At 41.1% G+C, this 16,354-nt stretch carries 20 protein-coding genes; 5 read left to right on the top strand and 15 right to left on the bottom strand.

What is annotated here, in order from left to right; all coding sequences use genetic code 11:
- Positions 1–106: 106 nt before the first annotated feature.
- Positions 107–379: a hypothetical protein gene (locus tag A5877_RS16735; RefSeq protein WP_005226206.1), complete on the top strand. Its 273-nt coding sequence runs from the start codon at positions 107–109 to the stop codon at positions 377–379.
- A gap of 89 nt (positions 380–468) precedes the next feature.
- Here the strand turns inward: A5877_RS16735 and A5877_RS16730 are convergent, their stop codons facing one another.
- The 3 genes from A5877_RS16730 to A5877_RS16720 all read right to left on the bottom strand — a co-directional run bounded on the left by A5877_RS16730 (position 469) and on the right by A5877_RS16720 (position 1,962).
- On the bottom strand, positions 469–840 hold the full coding sequence (locus A5877_RS16730) for a hypothetical protein (RefSeq protein WP_005236147.1): 372 nt from the start codon (positions 838–840) through the stop codon (positions 469–471).
- Between the two features lie 173 nt (positions 841–1,013).
- Complete coding sequence (locus tag A5877_RS16725) at positions 1,014–1,559, bottom strand: ECF transporter S component (RefSeq protein WP_016612116.1); 546 nt, start codon at positions 1,557–1,559, stop codon at positions 1,014–1,016.
- The gene (locus tag A5877_RS16720; RefSeq protein ID WP_016612115.1) at positions 1,543–1,962 is read right to left on the bottom strand and encodes a DUF4430 domain-containing protein; all 420 of its coding nucleotides are present in this window, start codon (positions 1,960–1,962) and stop codon (positions 1,543–1,545) included. Before A5877_RS16720 ends, A5877_RS16725 begins: the two co-directional genes overlap by 17 nt.
- A gap of 165 nt (positions 1,963–2,127) precedes the next feature.
- Between A5877_RS16720 and A5877_RS16710 the strand changes: the two genes are divergently transcribed.
- Positions 2,128–3,528, top strand: a complete 1,401-nt coding sequence (locus A5877_RS16710) for a C69 family dipeptidase (RefSeq protein ID WP_086317380.1) — start codon at positions 2,128–2,130, stop codon at positions 3,526–3,528.
- 185 nt (positions 3,529–3,713) lie between these two features.
- Positions 3,714–3,884: a hypothetical protein gene (locus A5877_RS16705; protein ID WP_005236154.1), complete on the top strand. Its 171-nt coding sequence runs from the start codon at positions 3,714–3,716 to the stop codon at positions 3,882–3,884.
- Positions 3,885–3,947: 63 nt separating this feature from the next.
- Here A5877_RS16705 and A5877_RS16700 read toward each other — a convergent pair whose 3' ends face one another.
- From A5877_RS16700 to A5877_RS16685, 4 genes are all read right to left on the bottom strand, one after another.
- Entirely contained in the window at positions 3,948–5,108 is a 1,161-nt protein-coding gene (locus tag A5877_RS16700) for a MalY/PatB family protein (RefSeq protein ID WP_086317378.1), read from the bottom strand.
- A 30-nt stretch (positions 5,109–5,138) separates the two neighbouring features.
- On the bottom strand, positions 5,139–6,701 hold the full coding sequence (gene malX / locus A5877_RS16695) for a maltose/glucose-specific PTS transporter subunit IIBC (protein ID WP_008381946.1): 1,563 nt from the start codon (positions 6,699–6,701) through the stop codon (positions 5,139–5,141).
- Between the two features lie 103 nt (positions 6,702–6,804).
- A complete protein-coding gene (locus A5877_RS16690; protein ID WP_086317375.1) occupies positions 6,805–7,587 on the bottom strand; it encodes a MurR/RpiR family transcriptional regulator in 783 nt (260 codons plus the stop codon).
- 169 nt (positions 7,588–7,756) lie between these two features.
- Positions 7,757–7,939 (bottom strand): hypothetical protein, encoded by a 183-nt coding sequence (locus A5877_RS16685; protein WP_008381949.1) that lies wholly within the window; start codon positions 7,937–7,939, stop codon positions 7,757–7,759.
- Positions 7,940–8,103: 164 nt separating this feature from the next.
- Here A5877_RS16685 and A5877_RS16680 point away from each other — a divergent pair, with 164 nt between their 5' ends.
- Positions 8,104–8,769, top strand: coding sequence for an NAD(P)H-dependent oxidoreductase (locus A5877_RS16680; protein WP_016612106.1), 666 nt, complete (start codon positions 8,104–8,106; stop codon positions 8,767–8,769).
- Positions 8,769–8,942 (top strand): hypothetical protein, encoded by a 174-nt coding sequence (locus A5877_RS17260; RefSeq protein ID WP_005236169.1) that lies wholly within the window; start codon positions 8,769–8,771, stop codon positions 8,940–8,942. Before A5877_RS16680 ends, A5877_RS17260 begins: the two co-directional genes overlap by 1 nt.
- A 98-nt stretch (positions 8,943–9,040) precedes the next feature.
- Here the strand turns inward: A5877_RS17260 and dat are convergent, their stop codons facing one another.
- The 8 genes from dat to A5877_RS16640 form a co-directional block, all read right to left on the bottom strand.
- A complete protein-coding gene (dat, locus tag A5877_RS16675) occupies positions 9,041–9,895 on the bottom strand; it encodes a D-amino-acid transaminase (RefSeq protein WP_016619965.1) in 855 nt (284 codons plus the stop codon).
- A 129-nt stretch (positions 9,896–10,024) separates the two neighbouring features.
- The gene (locus tag A5877_RS16670; protein ID WP_008381956.1) at positions 10,025–11,125 is read right to left on the bottom strand and encodes an AI-2E family transporter; all 1,101 of its coding nucleotides are present in this window, start codon (positions 11,123–11,125) and stop codon (positions 10,025–10,027) included.
- A 161-nt stretch (positions 11,126–11,286) separates the two neighbouring features.
- Entirely contained in the window at positions 11,287–11,715 is a 429-nt protein-coding gene (locus tag A5877_RS16665; RefSeq protein ID WP_008381958.1) for a hypothetical protein, read from the bottom strand.
- Positions 11,716–11,788: 73 nt separating this feature from the next.
- Positions 11,789–12,205: a GNAT family N-acetyltransferase gene (locus tag A5877_RS16660; protein WP_005236183.1), complete on the bottom strand. Its 417-nt coding sequence runs from the start codon at positions 12,203–12,205 to the stop codon at positions 11,789–11,791.
- Positions 12,206–12,405: 200 nt separating this feature from the next.
- Entirely contained in the window at positions 12,406–13,329 is a 924-nt protein-coding gene (locus A5877_RS16655; protein WP_008381960.1) for an LCP family protein, read from the bottom strand.
- Between the two features lies 1 nt (position 13,330).
- Entirely contained in the window at positions 13,331–13,984 is a 654-nt protein-coding gene (locus tag A5877_RS16650) for a phosphatase PAP2 family protein (RefSeq protein ID WP_086299476.1), read from the bottom strand.
- Positions 13,981–15,174: an FtsW/RodA/SpoVE family cell cycle protein gene (locus A5877_RS16645; RefSeq protein ID WP_008381962.1), complete on the bottom strand. Its 1,194-nt coding sequence runs from the start codon at positions 15,172–15,174 to the stop codon at positions 13,981–13,983. Before A5877_RS16645 ends, A5877_RS16650 begins: the two co-directional genes overlap by 4 nt.
- Entirely contained in the window at positions 15,152–16,306 is a 1,155-nt protein-coding gene (locus A5877_RS16640) for an FtsW/RodA/SpoVE family cell cycle protein (RefSeq protein WP_008381965.1), read from the bottom strand. Before A5877_RS16640 ends, A5877_RS16645 begins: the two co-directional genes overlap by 23 nt.
- Positions 16,307–16,354: the final 48 nt, after the last annotated feature.

Genomic DNA, 16,354 nt, shown 5'->3' with positions numbered 1-16,354 from the left:
CTATAATAACGAGGATTTATTATAGGAATTGCCTTTCTGATGCAAATCAGGTAACATAACAGACAGAAAGATGATTTATCCCAGGTTTATCAGAAAGGAAGATCCCATGAACGAAACCCACACTGGATTGTTAGTCAATAGCCGCGTTTTTCAAGAAACGCCAATGATGCTGACAGGTATCCAACTTTTAGAAGACCACAAAATCGTAAATTGCATTATTAAGGATCGCTACTTAGCCAGCTATGTCTTACGCCTTCCATTAAATAAATACCAATTAGAAGTTGAAGGAAAATGGAACAAGCGGGAACAGTTAGTGATCAAACATATGAAGATCAAGAATATCGATGAATTTATTAAAATCGTCGGTACGCCAGAATAACAGGACTCACGAAAAGCAAGTGCAGACAACTGCCCTTGCTTTTTTTCTGAAAAAATCCAGCTGATTTTTCCCGCGTGTTCCTCCGATGTTTATCGCGACATTCTGGTAAACCGATCGATCAAGGCTTTTTGCTCCTCTTTGATACCGATCGCCAACGGTTTGATCATTAATTTGACAGTGGACGAAGGTGTCTGAATCTGAACTTTTTTATTTACCACACCGCCTAGTTGTAATTTTGTGATCTCATGGATCATAATTGTCTGCATCCCTTTTTCATGAAATTGCAGATCTAACTGAATCAAGTGGATTTTTTCTTCGTCAACCACCACGATAAAATACTTTGGTGTTGGCAGGGCAATCATTTTGGCTTCCTCGGCATAACCAGCCAGTTTTCCATGGAACTTCGCACGGTAGCTTTCTAAATCATCTTTTTTCACGATCCATTTCATCAAAAGCCACATCCTTCCTTAGATACCTTAAGGATACCTGCAGAAAACGCTTTTGCACAACAATATGCCTGCTTGTTTCCTCACATAGCCCCATTCAACACGTTTGATCATCAAAGACTTTTCCTCTAGACATAGACGTTTTTGTCACCACGACTGCTGAGTCAAGCAAAAAGACAGCGAGGCGCTTAGTGCCCTTCGCTGTCTTTATTTGGATAGTAGTGTTGGAAAAGTCGCAGAAAAATCGGTGCCAGCATCAAATAAAAGATGCCATTCCCCGCTGCATGCAACGCATCAAAGCTCACTCCTTGAAAATAGTAAGCCCAAAAACTAGGAAACCCATAAAGCTTGACACTGATCCAAGATATCACAAAGCCATACGCAAAACCTGCAAATACACTATAAATGACTTGTAAATACAACTTTTTCATAAACAGTTTGCTTTTTGATAATAGATACATTCCAAAAATTACGACGGCATAGCTAATCAATTGGGCAATCGTCCATACCCCCATTCCCATGTAAAAATTGGTAATCAGCATCGAGAGCAGACAAACGATCAATCCACGACTAAGACCTAAATGGATGGTTACTAATAAAAAGATCACCGTCATTGGTTGAACATTGGGTAAAGGTTGAAAAAGTGTCCTGCCGACGACGGCTGCTGCTACAAGCAACCCTAAATAAGCAATTTCTTTTCCAGCAAATACAAGTGGTTTATTCGAATTTTTCATAGGTGAAAACCACTTTATCGTTGTTTCCTAAAAAGGTATCATCTGCCCCAGTCGTAATCATTTCATCATTGATCGTATATGTCCAATAATAGCCAGCTTTTTCATCTTGGGCTAAACCGTCGATGCTGGTGATCATCCCTTGATTTTCTTCCAAGTCAAAGTTCTCTTTCATGATAGTCATCAAAGAAACCCCTTCTTTAAAAGTGACCGTTTTGGTTTCGATCTCCTGGTCTTGCTCTTCACTTTTATTATTGAAGCTGATTTGGGCAGTGCGCTCTTCGGCATTTTGTTGGACTGACGAAGAGTCACTAGAGGAGTTACCCGCATCCATCGATGGTTTGGCACATCCGGCAAAAACCAGACTTAGTAAAAAAATATAACTAAAAATTACTGTTTTCTTCATAATAATGGCTCCTTTGATTTTTTTTACAACACCTTATTGTACTAAAAATAAATAAAAAAGGCGAAATTTTTTTGTTCCCCTCTATAGAAAGCATTGTAAATCCATGTGACTATGGGTATACTAGCTTCAATCATTCGTAAGAAGAAATGAAGGAGTGTTGGAAAGATGGATAGAAAAAAAGCGTCCTGTACCACTTTACTAGTAGGAAAAAAAGCATCGATTGACGGCTCGACCCTGATTGCCCGTAATGAAGATTCAGGGAGCGGTTCGGAACCGCAAAAATTCGTCGTCATCACTCCAGAACAGCAAGGAAATGAATTTTACGCCGTTTTAAGCGGCTGTCGAATCCGTTTACCTAAGGATCCCTTACGTTATACTTCGACACCTGAAGCAGATGAATCCCAAGGAGTCTGGGCAGCTTCAGGAATCAATGAAGTAAATATCGCCATGACTGCGACAGAAACGATTACGACCAATTCACGCGTTTTGGCCATTGATCCATATGTGGAAGATGGTATCGGGGAAGCTGATTTCGTCAGCATTGTACTGCCTTACATTCATTCCGCTAAAGAAGGTGTTCTTCGCCTAGGGGAACTCTTAGAAACCTATGGGACCTACGAAGCCAACGGGATCGCGTTTTCTGATGCCGAGGAAATTTGGTATATGGAAACCATCGGTGGACATCACTGGGCAGCTGTTCGCATACCAGATGATGCCTATGTCGTGGCACCCAATCGCTTAAACATTGATCACTTCGATTTCGCCTCAGAAATGACGTTGTGTTCGCAGGATCTCGAACAGTTGATTGAAGACTATCAATTAAATCCTGATTTTGAAGGCATTAATCTACGCCATATTTTTGGCAGCTCCTCAGAAAAAGATACCCGTTACAACAACCCGCGGGCATGGTACATTCAAAAACACTTTAGCGGAACAGTTGCTGAACCGATCGATCAAGAGCTCCCGTTTGTATGCTACCCAAAACAAAAGCTATCCGTGGAAGATGTAAAATGGGCATTGAGCTCCCACTTCCAAAATACGCCTTTTGACCCTTACGGTACAGGGACCGAGACACAAAAAACACAATTTCGATCGATTGCTCTCAATCGCAACCAGCAAGTCCATATTTTGCAGATCCGCAACCACGTGCCTGCAGCAATCGCTGGCATTCATTGGCTCGCCTTTGGCCCCAATACCTTCAACGGCGTTGTGCCCTTTTATGCAGCTATCACTAAGACCCCACTTGGCTATTGTGATACGACAAAGACCTACGATCCAACAAATAGCTATTGGTTAGGACGCACCTTGGCGTTGATTGGGGACAGCGACTACGATCGCTATAGTGATCTTGCCAACCGTTTTGAAATGGAAACGATGGCGGCTTGTCGCCGCATCCAACAAGAAACTGATCGTAAAGCTTCCGCTGAAAAGGAGCCTACTCGTCTGCTTGAAGAAGCCAACGCTGAGATGGCCGAACTGTATTTAAAAAATGCAACAACGTTACTAGGAAAAATGGTGGAGTCTGGCAGTAATAAAATGGCCTTGCGTTTTTCTTTAGCCGATTAGTCAATCGTTGAAAATAAAAGGATTAACAAAAACTTTACATGGAATTGCAGCAATCTAAACATTGCTCTCCTATACTAAAGATACCAATTCGTTTTCTTTTTCCTTGCTGGTACAAATCAAGCAATTGATTTGTACTGGTCCCCCTATTGAAGACCAGTTGGGAAAAAACGTTGGGAGGAATGAGCATGACTGCAAGTATTTATCGGACTGTCACCAACGAAATTGTTAAAGGTGAAATCATCAAGAGCCAGAGTCAGCAAGATATGCTGATCATTCAAGACAAAAAAGGCTATTTCCATGTCGTTGAACCAATCCCCGCTACTACTACATCAACTCCCCACAGGACCAAAGACTAAAAAATCCACTGGCGATCAGAAAGAATACAGGATCTTTCTGATTGCTCAGTGGGTTCTTTTTTGTTATGTCAAACTCAATGTGAATCGGTTCAATCCATCAATGAGTTTTTCTCGCGAACAGCCAACGTTTAGGCGTAAAAAATTTCTCCCTTCATTCCCATAGATTTCCCCTGACATAATCGCGACTTTTCCCTTACGAATCATTCGTTGCTGCAATTCCACCATCGTTAAATCCAGTGCTGTACAATCAATCCACATAAGATACGTGGCTTCGCTTTTCGTGACCACGAGTTCTGGATGATATTCCTGTAAATAAGCAATCACATAAGCAATGTTATCATCCAGATAGTCATTGAGCTTATCCACCCACTTACTTTCATTATCGTAGGCAGCAATCGTTGCGGTCATGCCAAAAATACTGGTGGAGCTCAACCCATCGGCTTCTTTCAACTGAGTTAAGAAGCGATCACGCAACTTGGAATCAGGAATAATTCCATAAGAATAAATCAACCCTGGGAAATTAAACGTTTTGCTTCCCGAAGTAACAAGGGCTACATTTTTTTGCAACAATTCAATGATTGGTTGATGCCTTTGTCCTTTTCTTACAATATCCATATGAATCTCATCAGAGATGATAAATACATCATGGATTCTCGCCAATTCGATCATTCGTTGCAACTCATCTTTTTGCCAGACTCTCCCAGTTGGGTTATGAGGACTACATAAGAGAAGAACTTTGTTTTCAGGCTGTGCCATCAATCTTGTTAGCTCTTCAAAATCAATGCGATACGAGTTGGCATCATAGATGAGTGCATTAGGTACGATTTTTCTTTTGTTCTCTTTGATCATTTTATAAAACGCATCATACGCTGGCGTCTGAATAATGATCCCATCTCCTGGATTGCTGAGTAAGGTGACGAGTAGTTTGATGCTATACATGACGGAAGGACTGTAGACCAGCCAATCGCTGTCGATCCTACTTTTAAAGCGTTCAGAATACCATTTGCAGACCGCTTGCTTGAATTCATTATGATTCCAACGTGTATACCCAAATACCGGGTGCTGCATCCGCTTGATAAGTGCCGCTTCAACTGCAGCTGGCACCTTGAAATCCGTATCGGAAATCGTAAATGGCAACAAGTTTTTTTCACCAAAACGGTCTTCCACATAATCCCACTGGGTACAATGGGTTCCTTTACGATTGATTGGCTCATCAAAAAACATTTTCTTCACTCCTACTACTTGACAATTTTGCTAAAGAATCGCATCAAGTTGATTTCTGACTGTTGTTACTTTCGTTCCAATGATTACTTGAACGTTCGTATCATCTAAGTGAACGACCCCAAGCGCACCTAGTTTTTTTAGCCGTTCATCATCAACCAATGTACCATCGTTTAGAACGAGGCGTAGCCGTGTAATGCAATTGTCTAAAGAATCAATATTGCTTGCTCCCCCTAAAGCTGCCAAAATACCATGGGCATCGTAGCCACTCTTTCCAGAATAGGTCATTTCCTCTTCCAACTCATTCGTTTGATCGTTGTTCTCTTCTCTACCAGGTGTCTTCAAGTTCTTGCGAAGGATCACTGTTTTAAAAACAAAGTAATACAGGGCAAACCAGCAAGCTCCTACGATCAGAACGAGCCACCATTTTGTATATGCGCCTTGCATCACGCCAAAGATAAGAAAATCAAGCACGCCCCCATCGGTATTTCCAATCGTGACACCCAATAGACTCATTACCATAAATCCAGCACCTGTCATGATGACATGAAAAATCCATAATAAAGGGCTGATGAATAAGAATAAAAATTCGATTGGTTCAGTAATTCCTGTCACAAAAGTTGCAATGACGCCTGAAATCAACAAGCCTTTTATCTTTGAACGATTCTCAGGTTTTGCTGTCTGGTACATAGCTAATGCTGCTGCCGGTAAGCCAAACATAAAGGTTGGCATTTTCCCTTGAGACAAGAACGCCGTTGCACTTGGTGAGATGCTTAAACCGTTTTGTAATTCCGCATAAAAAATATTTAACGCCCCAAAGACTTGCTGACCATCGATCAGCTGACTTCCCCCTGCTTCGGTAAAGCGAATCATGGAAACCAAAATATGGTGTAACCCAAATGGCAGTAATAAGCGCTCACCTGAACCAAATAAGAACGGACCGAAAGGACCAGCTTGTTGGATCAAATGTCCGATTCCTGTGATGATCATAGCAAACAATGGCCAAATCATCGGAATGATCACCCCGACCACAGCTAAAGTAAGCGAGGTGATGATTGGAACAAACCGGGCTCCTGAAAAGAAGGCAAAACTATCTGGCAATTGAAAATGGTAGAAGCGCGTATGCAATTTATAAACGATCAATCCTGCGATAATACCACCTAGAACACCCATTGATAATGTTTGAATGCCAAAAACGATCTCTTGTCCTGCTTCTCGAAGTTGATCTGCAGTAGCTAATTGATTCGTTTCTTGTAAATAAAAATTGATGGATAAATGCATCACGACATAGCCCACAAAGCCTGAAAATGCCGCAACTCCCTTCTCTTTTCGTGCTAGACCTAAAGGAATCGCCATCGCAAACATGACGGGTAAGTAACTAAAGGCAAACCCACCGATCGTTGACATGAAACGAAAAACCACTTGAAGCCAAGAGGCACCTAAAAATGGGAAAACGTCGATCGTTGAAGAAGATGAAAATGAACTACCAATCCCTAAAAATAAACCCATGAATGCGAGTAAAGCGACTGGCAACATAAATGTTTTCCCAAGTCCTTGAAAAATTTCCATCCAGCTTGCTTTCTTTCCTTTTTGCATATCATTTCCTCCTAACACTTTTATCTCTTAAAATGTAAACGATATCAAGAAGGCTTACAATACAGTTACCAAAACAAGAATGACCATTCACAAAATGGAATGGTCATTCCGGAGCAAGTACTTCTTCGATTTGATTGGCGTATTGAATAATTAAAATATCCAGTAACGCTGCTAAAGAGATCCGTGGGCTCAAATCGACTTCATGATGATAAATCGTTGTCATTTCAACAGAAAAAGAGAAGGTGACAAGCTTTTCCAACGTGCTTGTTGATTGACCAATACAGGCTAAAATCGGCACACCTCTTTGTTTCAACCGGTTAGCATAATTTAGCATCCCGATTGTTTCCCCACTATGACTAATAAAAATAGCCATATCTTTTTTTGATAGTTGATTAGCGATGGTTGTCAATTCATCCCAATCCGTTGAAGCGCCAACCGTTTTTCCTAAGAACCGCAACTTTCGACTCGCAGATAATGCAACCGGCGCACTTTGCCCTAAAGCAAAAAATTCGATTCGTTGTGCTTGCTGCAACATTTCCACGGCACGCTGAAAGTCAGCCTCTTCAATCATTGATAAGGATGTCGTCAGCTGGTCAATCATTTGCTTGATCAGTGGGGATAAGCCAAGAGAAGCTTGAGTAGATGATTTTCTTTCAAGAGTTTGATAATTCTTCAGTGAAAATTTGAATTCTTGAAAACCGGTAAAGCCAAGCTTTTTTGCCATTCTGCTGATCGTCGCTTGACTGGTGTACGTTTGGGAAGCTAACTCATCGGCCGTCATTTCTGAAACTTTCTCGGGCGCCCTTAAACAATAGTTAAGGACCGTTCTTTCTACTCGGTTCAGCTCTGGAATTTTGTATTGGATTCGTTTATATAAATGATTCATCACCTGCTTCTCCTCCCTACTATTGCTTCATTCTTCCGTCTCCACTATGCTTCATTTACTCATTATACCTTCCCTCAACAAAAGTACAAACTGATGATGAATGGCTTGAAATAAAAAAAGGACTCACCCTTTGAGGAGTGAGCCATCTTTGTTATTTTCTTTGCATCGGTCATCTGTAGACAGTCACTTCAGTAAACTCTTGCCCGTTGCCGTAATCATTTTCTTTCGTTTGACGCTTTCCATCAATTCGTTGTTTGCAACTGGCAAGTCCATTTTCGACATAGTTCACTGTATTTGCAACGATCCTTATTATAGTTGCTAGACCTTTCATCAAGGGATCATTTGATTCCATCCTCTATTCCCCCATTTCTATCACGCTTAAGCCGCTACTGGCTTTTTCTTATAACAAGTATAAAAGAAGTACCTTAAACGAAACTAAAAGAGAAGAACTTCGACAAAAAGAAAAGCAGACTAGTTTCTCTTTTTGGTAAAATATGGTAAATGTAATAGGAAAGGATGATCAGTCTCATGATAAAAACTTTAGTGGTAGCCAGCCATCCGGATTTCCACAATTCGCTTTCCCAACGATTCTTTAGTGAAAGTGCCAAGCTTCCTAACGTCACCATGCATTTCCTTGATGATCTTTCTGATTTTTCTCTCGCCAATGAACGGATGCTGTTGCAAACATGCGATCGTTTGATTCTACAATTCCCCCTATATTGGTACAGCGTTCCAGCAAAAATGAAAGCTTGGATCGATACGGTTTGGGAAAAATGTGCCCCTGCATTGGTGGGCAAGGAAATCAGTTTCGCCGTTTCTACCGGCGTTGCCGCCAAAGAATTTCAGCTAGGCGGCCGAGAAAATACGACCTTCAATGAAATTTTGCACCCACTGGTACTCATGGCAAAAAAACACCAAATGACGGTACTCCCCATCGTTGTCCTCGATCAACTGATGTATAAATCAGAACAAGAGAAACGAGCCTTTGTCATTGCCTATCAGCAACTTTTATCAATGCCGGCTCCCTTTACATTTGATCAAAAGCAACAATGGTTTAGCGAAAAGCTGGCGCGTTTGGTTTCTGAAAAACCGCAGCTTGCTCCTTTGCTATCCTTGTTGCAGGAAAACCATGAAACGTTGATCGAATTAGATGACGCTTTAACTGAGTTGGAGGTGCTGTGATGGATCACGAATGGCTGAAGCCACTGATAGAGCAGTCAATAAAAGAAACAGCTGACTATCACGAAAAAGCATTTTTGCAAGAACTAGAGAAGTTGCTTCATCAGCAAGAAATTCGAATCGAATTGAAACAAGGAGAACTTGACGGAAAATTGTGGAATCCTAGTGAATGGTAAAATCTGCACTTGTATCCAAGAAAAAACTTTGGTCCACCTAGCTATAAAACATGCTGGGTGGGCCAAAGTTTTTTTGAATCGTTTCTTTTGCTTGTTAACTAGGATTCGCACATACTCTTTGTAGCAGCGATATAGGCTGCTTGCAAACGTTTCGTGATCGAACCCAATGTACCATTGCCAACTGATTTCCCATCTACTTTGACGATAGGCACAATTTCCCAGACAGAATTGGTCAAAAAACATTCTTGCGCGTTGTTTAGTACCTCAACAGGGACAGGTTCTTCTCGATAAGGAATTTCTAATTGCTGACACAACTGTAGCACCTTCATTTTCGTGATACCTGGTAATACCAAGCGTCCATCCGGATGTGTATAGACGATACCATCAATGACAAACCAGAGATTTGATGCCGAAGCTTCCGTGAAACATCCATCTCGTTGCAGGAGTGCATCATCGAACCCCGCTTCGATCGCTTGATCTAGCGCTAACAGATTTCCTAACAAGCTCAATGATTTGATATCACAATGCAACCAACGCTCATCTGGAAGAACGGTCGCAGATAGCCCTGCATGCTGCATTTCCAGAGGTCGTTCAAAGGGGATCACATTTGCGGTCACGACTCCTTTGACTGCTCCAGCAGACGGAAACTCGTGATTGCGGGGAGAGGCGATTCCTCTGGTGATTTGAAGATAGATCTCTCCTTCTGTGATTCCTTCGGTTTTAACCAGTAACTTAAGGTTTTCAGTTAATTGGGGAATTGTATAAGGCAACGTCAGTTTAATTTTTTGCGCACTACTTTCTAAGCGAGTCATATGCTCCCCTAACATAAAGCAGCGACCATTATAGATTCGAATCACTTCATAGATTCCGTCACCATACTGATAACCGCGATCTTCAATGTCAATTTTCACCGCTTCTCGATCAACGATTTGATCGTTCCATAAAACCTTCATTTCCTCACTCCTATCGTCCTTCTCGTTTCAATAAGTATAGCATTTGTCTTGAGGCCTTGCTACGTAGTGCTTAAAAACAAAAAAACCTGCTGATGGAGACCACTCCAACAGCAAGGTAGAACATTTTCGTTATAATGAATCTTTATCAATTACAGATCGTTCTAATTTTCGTTCTTGAAAAAAACGCAACAATGTACCAGACATTGCCATCACGATCGAATACACTGGCAGTGCCACGATCATGCCTACAAATCCAAGCAAGTTGCCGGCAATCAATAATAAGAAAACCGCAATGATTGGATGGATATGCAATACTTTTTTCATCACTAATGGTGAAACAAGATAAGATTCACCTAACTGAATGATCGTGATTCCGACAATCAGAAAAATAGCTGTTCGAATGTCTTGACTTAACGCAAATAAAAAGGCTGGTGCTGCTCCGATAAAGGGGCCGAAATAAGGAATAATGTCCAGAACGCCGCAAATTAATCCTAATAGTAAGGCATTTTGTAAGCCTAGCAAAGAAAAAATGAAATAGCTTGAAACCGCAACATAAGAACAAACCAGCAATTTCCCACCGATGTACGCTGACGCTGCTTGATGAAAATCACTACAAAGTTGTCGCATTAAGCCTTGATAGTTTTTCGGTGTCTTACTTGCCAAAAAATCAGGAACTTTCTCACCGTCTTTAAACATATACACTAATAACAGTGGGATCGTAAACAAGACGATCGCTGAATGAGAAACGATGGAGATCAAACTCGTCAGACTATTGGTTGCCCCGGTAATAAACTGTAAGGCAAAGTTGCTAGCTTGGGAAATATCAATCGAATCAATAAAAGGACCAAATAATTCTTCTAAATAAGAATGATCAATAGTATCGATCACCAAATTGATGATGATGGGAATTTGATTGATAAAACGCCCCATCTCATAGGCTAATGCTGGTCCAATCACCTGAACGATCAAATACGCTGCAAAAACGATCAGCAGCAATGTCGAATATAGCGCAATGCTTTTCTTTTTCGTTCTTTTTTTTACCCAATTAAAGAAAGGTAAAAAGATGTAAAAAATAAAAATCGAAATCAATACTGGTAAAAAGACACTAGAAAAAATGGCTTCCAGTGGTCGAAAGACAAACAGTATATTTGAATAGATCCAGACCGCGATCCCTAAGAGACAGACGATCACTAGACCTGCAAAAATTTTTGATTTTTTAAGAAACTCCAATAATAAATCCTCCTGATTCTAGAAAGTAATTCAACTTCTTTCAGTTTAGCATAATTTTAAAAACGAAGGATGATTTCAAGAAGAATTTTTCAAAAATCCATGTTTTTCATAGCAAACTTTCAATTAATTTAATTTTTTTCATCTCTATATCTCGAATCTAATCAATTTTGATGAGCTGAAAACGGCAACGGAATATGCAACCGTCTGACAAAGTAGACTGCTGAAGCAAACTGGAGCAACCCTAGCAAAAAGAAAATCACATGCAAGACATTCCATTCTTGTAATAAGATGACCTGCACGATGATCCAGACAACTAAACTCATGCCTAAAAGCATTACCCCGTGGTACCCTTTGTTAAGCCGCAAGAGGAAAACAACAATCAGATTACCCAAACCTAAGATAGCGAACAAAAACAAGCCGGGAATTAAGAAGGTCGTGAAGGGTGTTCCTTGCAGCATGGCCGCTTCCAAACCAGCAAATGTCTCCCCTTTGCTTAACGGCTCAATGCTTTTAAACGCCAATAGACTTCCTCCACAAGCGCCAACACCAATAAAGAGACACAAAAAAAGTAACGCAAAGCGCATCTTCATTTTTCTCCACTCCTTCTTAAAACCCAACGCAACTAAAAAAATATTCTCAGTGACACATCGATTTTCTTATTCCTTATTCGCTTTTTGCTGAATAGATAAATGCGGCAATTTGCTGCTCTTCCACAGAGGAAAAGCCACACGCCTCATAAAAATGACGCGTTTTTTCTGTGTTGTCCGTAATCAAAACCTTTTGCCGTATTGATGGATGATTCGCCAGCATTTTTTTGAGTAATCGCTGACCAATTTTTTGACCTTGAAACTCAGATGCTACTAATAGATCTTGAATATAAAGAATGGTTTGTCCATCGGTTATGCAACGGATAAGCCCCACTAGCTGCTCTTCAACATAGGCCGTGATCACCTCTGAGTGGGCTAACGCTTTTAAAAGACGCTCGGGATCTTTAGTATAGGCGCTCCAGCCAACTCCCTCATACAAAGCGAGTACTTGATTTGAATCAGATGGTAATTGGTCTTTAAAGACGATCTTCATACTTTTCCTCCTTGTAAAAACTTAGCGACAGGGTGGAACAATAGAAATAGAGTTGACAGCTCTTTTCCAAACAAACTCTTGTTATTAAGCCGTAATGCATTGCTTGACTAAAGAGTATCCTGAGGAAAAGCGGCTGTCAACTCTAATTACGAAATACTTGAAGAACAAAATTGAACTGGTTCTGTTTCTAAGCCAGGACGTTAATCAATCAATAACTCATTTTTTAAACGTTGGCTCGTCGTCTGTTGCTCTTCAGGCGTTACTTCTTGATAGGAAATTCCATATTCTCCTCTGAAGCCATCGCCGGTGAACCCACTGCCAGCCATTTGGTAAGACTCGACAGTCCCTAATGCTGATTGATATTGGATAAATAATTGACTCATTTGCGAAAAAGTTAGATCGGTTTCGCCATTTTCTCCAATGATCGTTAGCAGATCCTGAATCCGCATCACGCTGGAAAGTGAAACTAACTCTTTTGCCAGAATCTCAGTCACTTCTCTCTGACGGCGCTGACGGCCATAGTCACCTTCTGGATCATCCTTTCGCATACGAGTATACTGAAGCGCCTCCCAGCCATCTAAATCGAGGATCCCCTCTGGGTAATCGATTTTCTCAGCAGTAAAAGCAAATTCATTTTCAACCGTGATGCCACCAATTGCATCAACAAGATCTGCCATCCCATCCATGTTTAAGGAGAAATAATGATGGATCGGTATATCAAGATATTGTTCGACGGTTTCAATCATCATCTTTGCCCCACCAAAAGAATGGGCATGATTGATTTTATCATGGTACCCTTGTCCCACGATTTCCACATAAGCATCTCTAGGAATACTCGTGAGGGTGGTTTTTCTTGTGGCAGGGTTCAACGTTGCTACCATGATGGTGTTGGCGCGAAAATCGGTTTTGCGACGAGAGTCATTGGCGATCCCTAACAAAAGAAGGCTTAGAGGCTCGGCATTTTCGATGACTTCCGCCTCTTCTCGTCCTTCGATTGGACGATGGATCGAGTGGGCAACATCCTCTACTTGAAAATACACCCTAACCGCATAGACAGTTCCTGCTGAGATAATTCCGGTCAGCAATATCAGGAAAATGATTATTAGTTTTTTTGCTGTACTCAATTTATCTCCCCCTAAGTACATATTTTTTGATTGAAAAGACGAAAGCATAGGTGATATAACTGATCCCACTTGCCAATAAAATACTTGCTAGCAAGTCGCTGGGATAGTGAACCCCAAATAGCAACCGACTCATCATAATCAGCAACAAATAGATCAATCCTAGAAATAGGGCCATGTTTTGGATAAAGTGACGCTTGCCTCTTTTGGCAGGAACTGTTTGCCCCAAGAAAAAGAGGAGAGAAATAATCAACGTGGTCGCTAATAATGTATGTCCACTCGGAAAACTTGCTGATGCCCGTTCCATACTGTCAGCAAAATCCGGTCTCGGTCGATCAACTACTTTCTTGATCACTTGACCAACACCACTGATCACAATCATATTCCCCATCAACCAAAGACTTTCTAACCGCTGCTTGCGCATAAATAAAAAACTTGCTAACAGGAAATGAACGAAAGCTATGGGAATGATCGTGGCCGTACTGGCAAGTGGGAGAAAAAGCGATTCCACAGCAGGTGTCCGCCATTGAGGCAACTGGGAAAAAAGGTTGTCAATACTTTGGAACCAGCGTGGTTCTAATGCAACGAGGAAAAACAGCCATGCAAAACAGCTGCAGAGTATTCCGCCTATCACTCCTTTTTTTGCTGTTTTACTCATGTTAAGCCCCTACTTTCTTTTAATGTATACGACCTATTTTTGGCTTTTATCGGAAATTTGTCTAACCCAAAGATAATTCCCATAGCAATGCTGATCGCAATCAGAGAGGTTCCTCCTTGACTTAAGAATGGTAAGGGAATGCCGGTTAAAGGCAGCAAACCGATCGCCGCTCCGATGTTTTCAAAAATTTGAAAAACCAAACCAAACACATAGGTAATCGCAATATAGACCGATGCTTTGTTATTTGTTTTTAAAGCAGCAAAAATGATTTGATAGATCAGATAGAAATAAAGGAAGATGACTAAAGTACTTCCTAAAAAGCCATACGTTTCTCCAATGACTGTAAAGATCATATCTGACTCCCGAACCGGCACATACACCGTTGTATGGGTATCAGGTGCCCCCAATAAGCCGCCAGAACCAATCGCCCACATACTGCGGACTTGTTGGAAAGCGATGGAATCTTGGTACGCGAGTGGATCTGCCCAGGCTCTCACCCGATCCAATTGATATTGTGAAAAGTGAAGGCGAAACAACACACGATTGCCCCATTCCGTGAATACGAGTAGCAACAAAATAGCACCAAGAGCGGCAATCAAACCGATCACGACGGTCAGTATTTTCCAATGAACACCGGAAATGATGAATAAGGCACCTAACATCACGATAAACACCAAACTCGTTCCAAAGTCCCGCTGCATAAACATCAATAAAAATGTGGGTAAGCTGTATAGCAGGATCTTAGTAACATAGATCAAATCGGATTTGATTGTTCGTTCTGCTTTACGTTTCTCATAGACTAAAGTGAGATAGACCATAAAGAGCATAAAGGCCACTTTCATAAACTCAGAAGGCTGAATCGTAAACGCACCAAATCTGATCCACCGTTTGGTGTGCGTTTGTTCAAACATCGTTTGATCGTAAAACCAATGAAGAGAGGCCATCAAACCAAGTGATAGTAAGTACAAAAGACCAGAAAAGCGGAGGAGTAAATTCGTAGGAATCAAACTCGTTACAAAAAGAGCAATCGCCGAAAGGATACAAAAGAGGATCTGCCGAAAAACAATCCCTGAAGGATCATTGCCATCCATCACAGAAGCCTGATGTTGTACCCAGATACTTAACAAAAACAGCAGGAAAATCGGCAGCAATAAAGCATAGTTTGCTTCATGTCGTTTGAGGAACTTCATTAAGTATACCCTCCTCTCGTTCTAGTTTCAGGCATAAACTGAAGGCAAATGAAAGAATAAAGTAACTGGAGCCACCATAACTAATGAATGGCAAAGGTACCCCCGTCATCGGCATCAACCCTAAAATACTGGCAATATTGATACTTGTTTGTAATAACAGCAACGTGCTGGTTCCCAATAATATTAAGCCAATCTGAGGATTTGCGATTGCCGCTGATCGTATAAACAGACGTAAAATGATTACGAATAATAAAGCGATGACAAAAATGCCGAAAATCAACCCTAATTCCTCTACTAAAACGGAGAAAATAAAATCAGTCTCTGCTACTGGTAAAAAGCCTTTCTTGGTGATGCTATTTCCTAAACCAAGGCCCGTAAGACCACCATTGAACAAAGCATAGTAGGAATGGATCATTTGGAATCCTTGATTATATGGGTCGGAAAATGGATCTCCCACTAATCGAATTCGGTTATACACATGCATAAACATGTGGGGCAATAAATCATTGTTTCCTAAAAAGAGGATCAACATAGCAACCAAGAACAGACTGATTAATAACCCGCCAAACAAAAGAGCCGTGAGTTTAACGGGTACCTGAACCGTGGTAATCATGATAAAAGCCAAGAAAAGTAAAATCATCACGCCGGCTACTTTTGGTTGAATGAGGATCAACACACAGCACAAAAATAAAACGAAAAGCGGACGTTTCATTTCCTGCAAGGTAGTTTTTGCTGATTGAAAGTAATGAGCAAGGTATAAGACCATGCCCACATTCACGATCTCTGAGGGCTGAAATTGTATCCCTACAATCGAGACCCATCGTTGCGCTCCATTGACAGAAACACCGAAAAACGGCAAACGTGCCAATAGTAAAGTAAAGACGCCAAATGCCAACAGACCGATCGCTAAATATTTACTGAGCAGAATCTCACGCCGTGTTCGCTGAATAATGAAAAGGAGCACCCAGCTGAGTAACAGAAAGACAAGCTGACGCATAAATAAGCTTGCTGGCGGCTGATCTCTCGTTAATAAACGATAAGAACTTGCACTATAAATCATTAAAAGACCGATAAGGCTCAATAGCAAATAAGCTATGATCAGCAGCCAATCGATCTTCTTTTTTTCTATCATTGCTTCCACTCCTCTTGCCTTGGAGTAGGTGTTCAGACGGTACCAGTT

The organism is Enterococcus sp. 3C7_DIV0644, from assembly GCF_002141235.1.
Taxonomy (GTDB): domain Bacteria; phylum Bacillota; class Bacilli; order Lactobacillales; family Enterococcaceae; genus Enterococcus_D; species Enterococcus_D entomosocium.
This window is presented reverse-complemented; position numbering and strand designations above follow the sequence as displayed.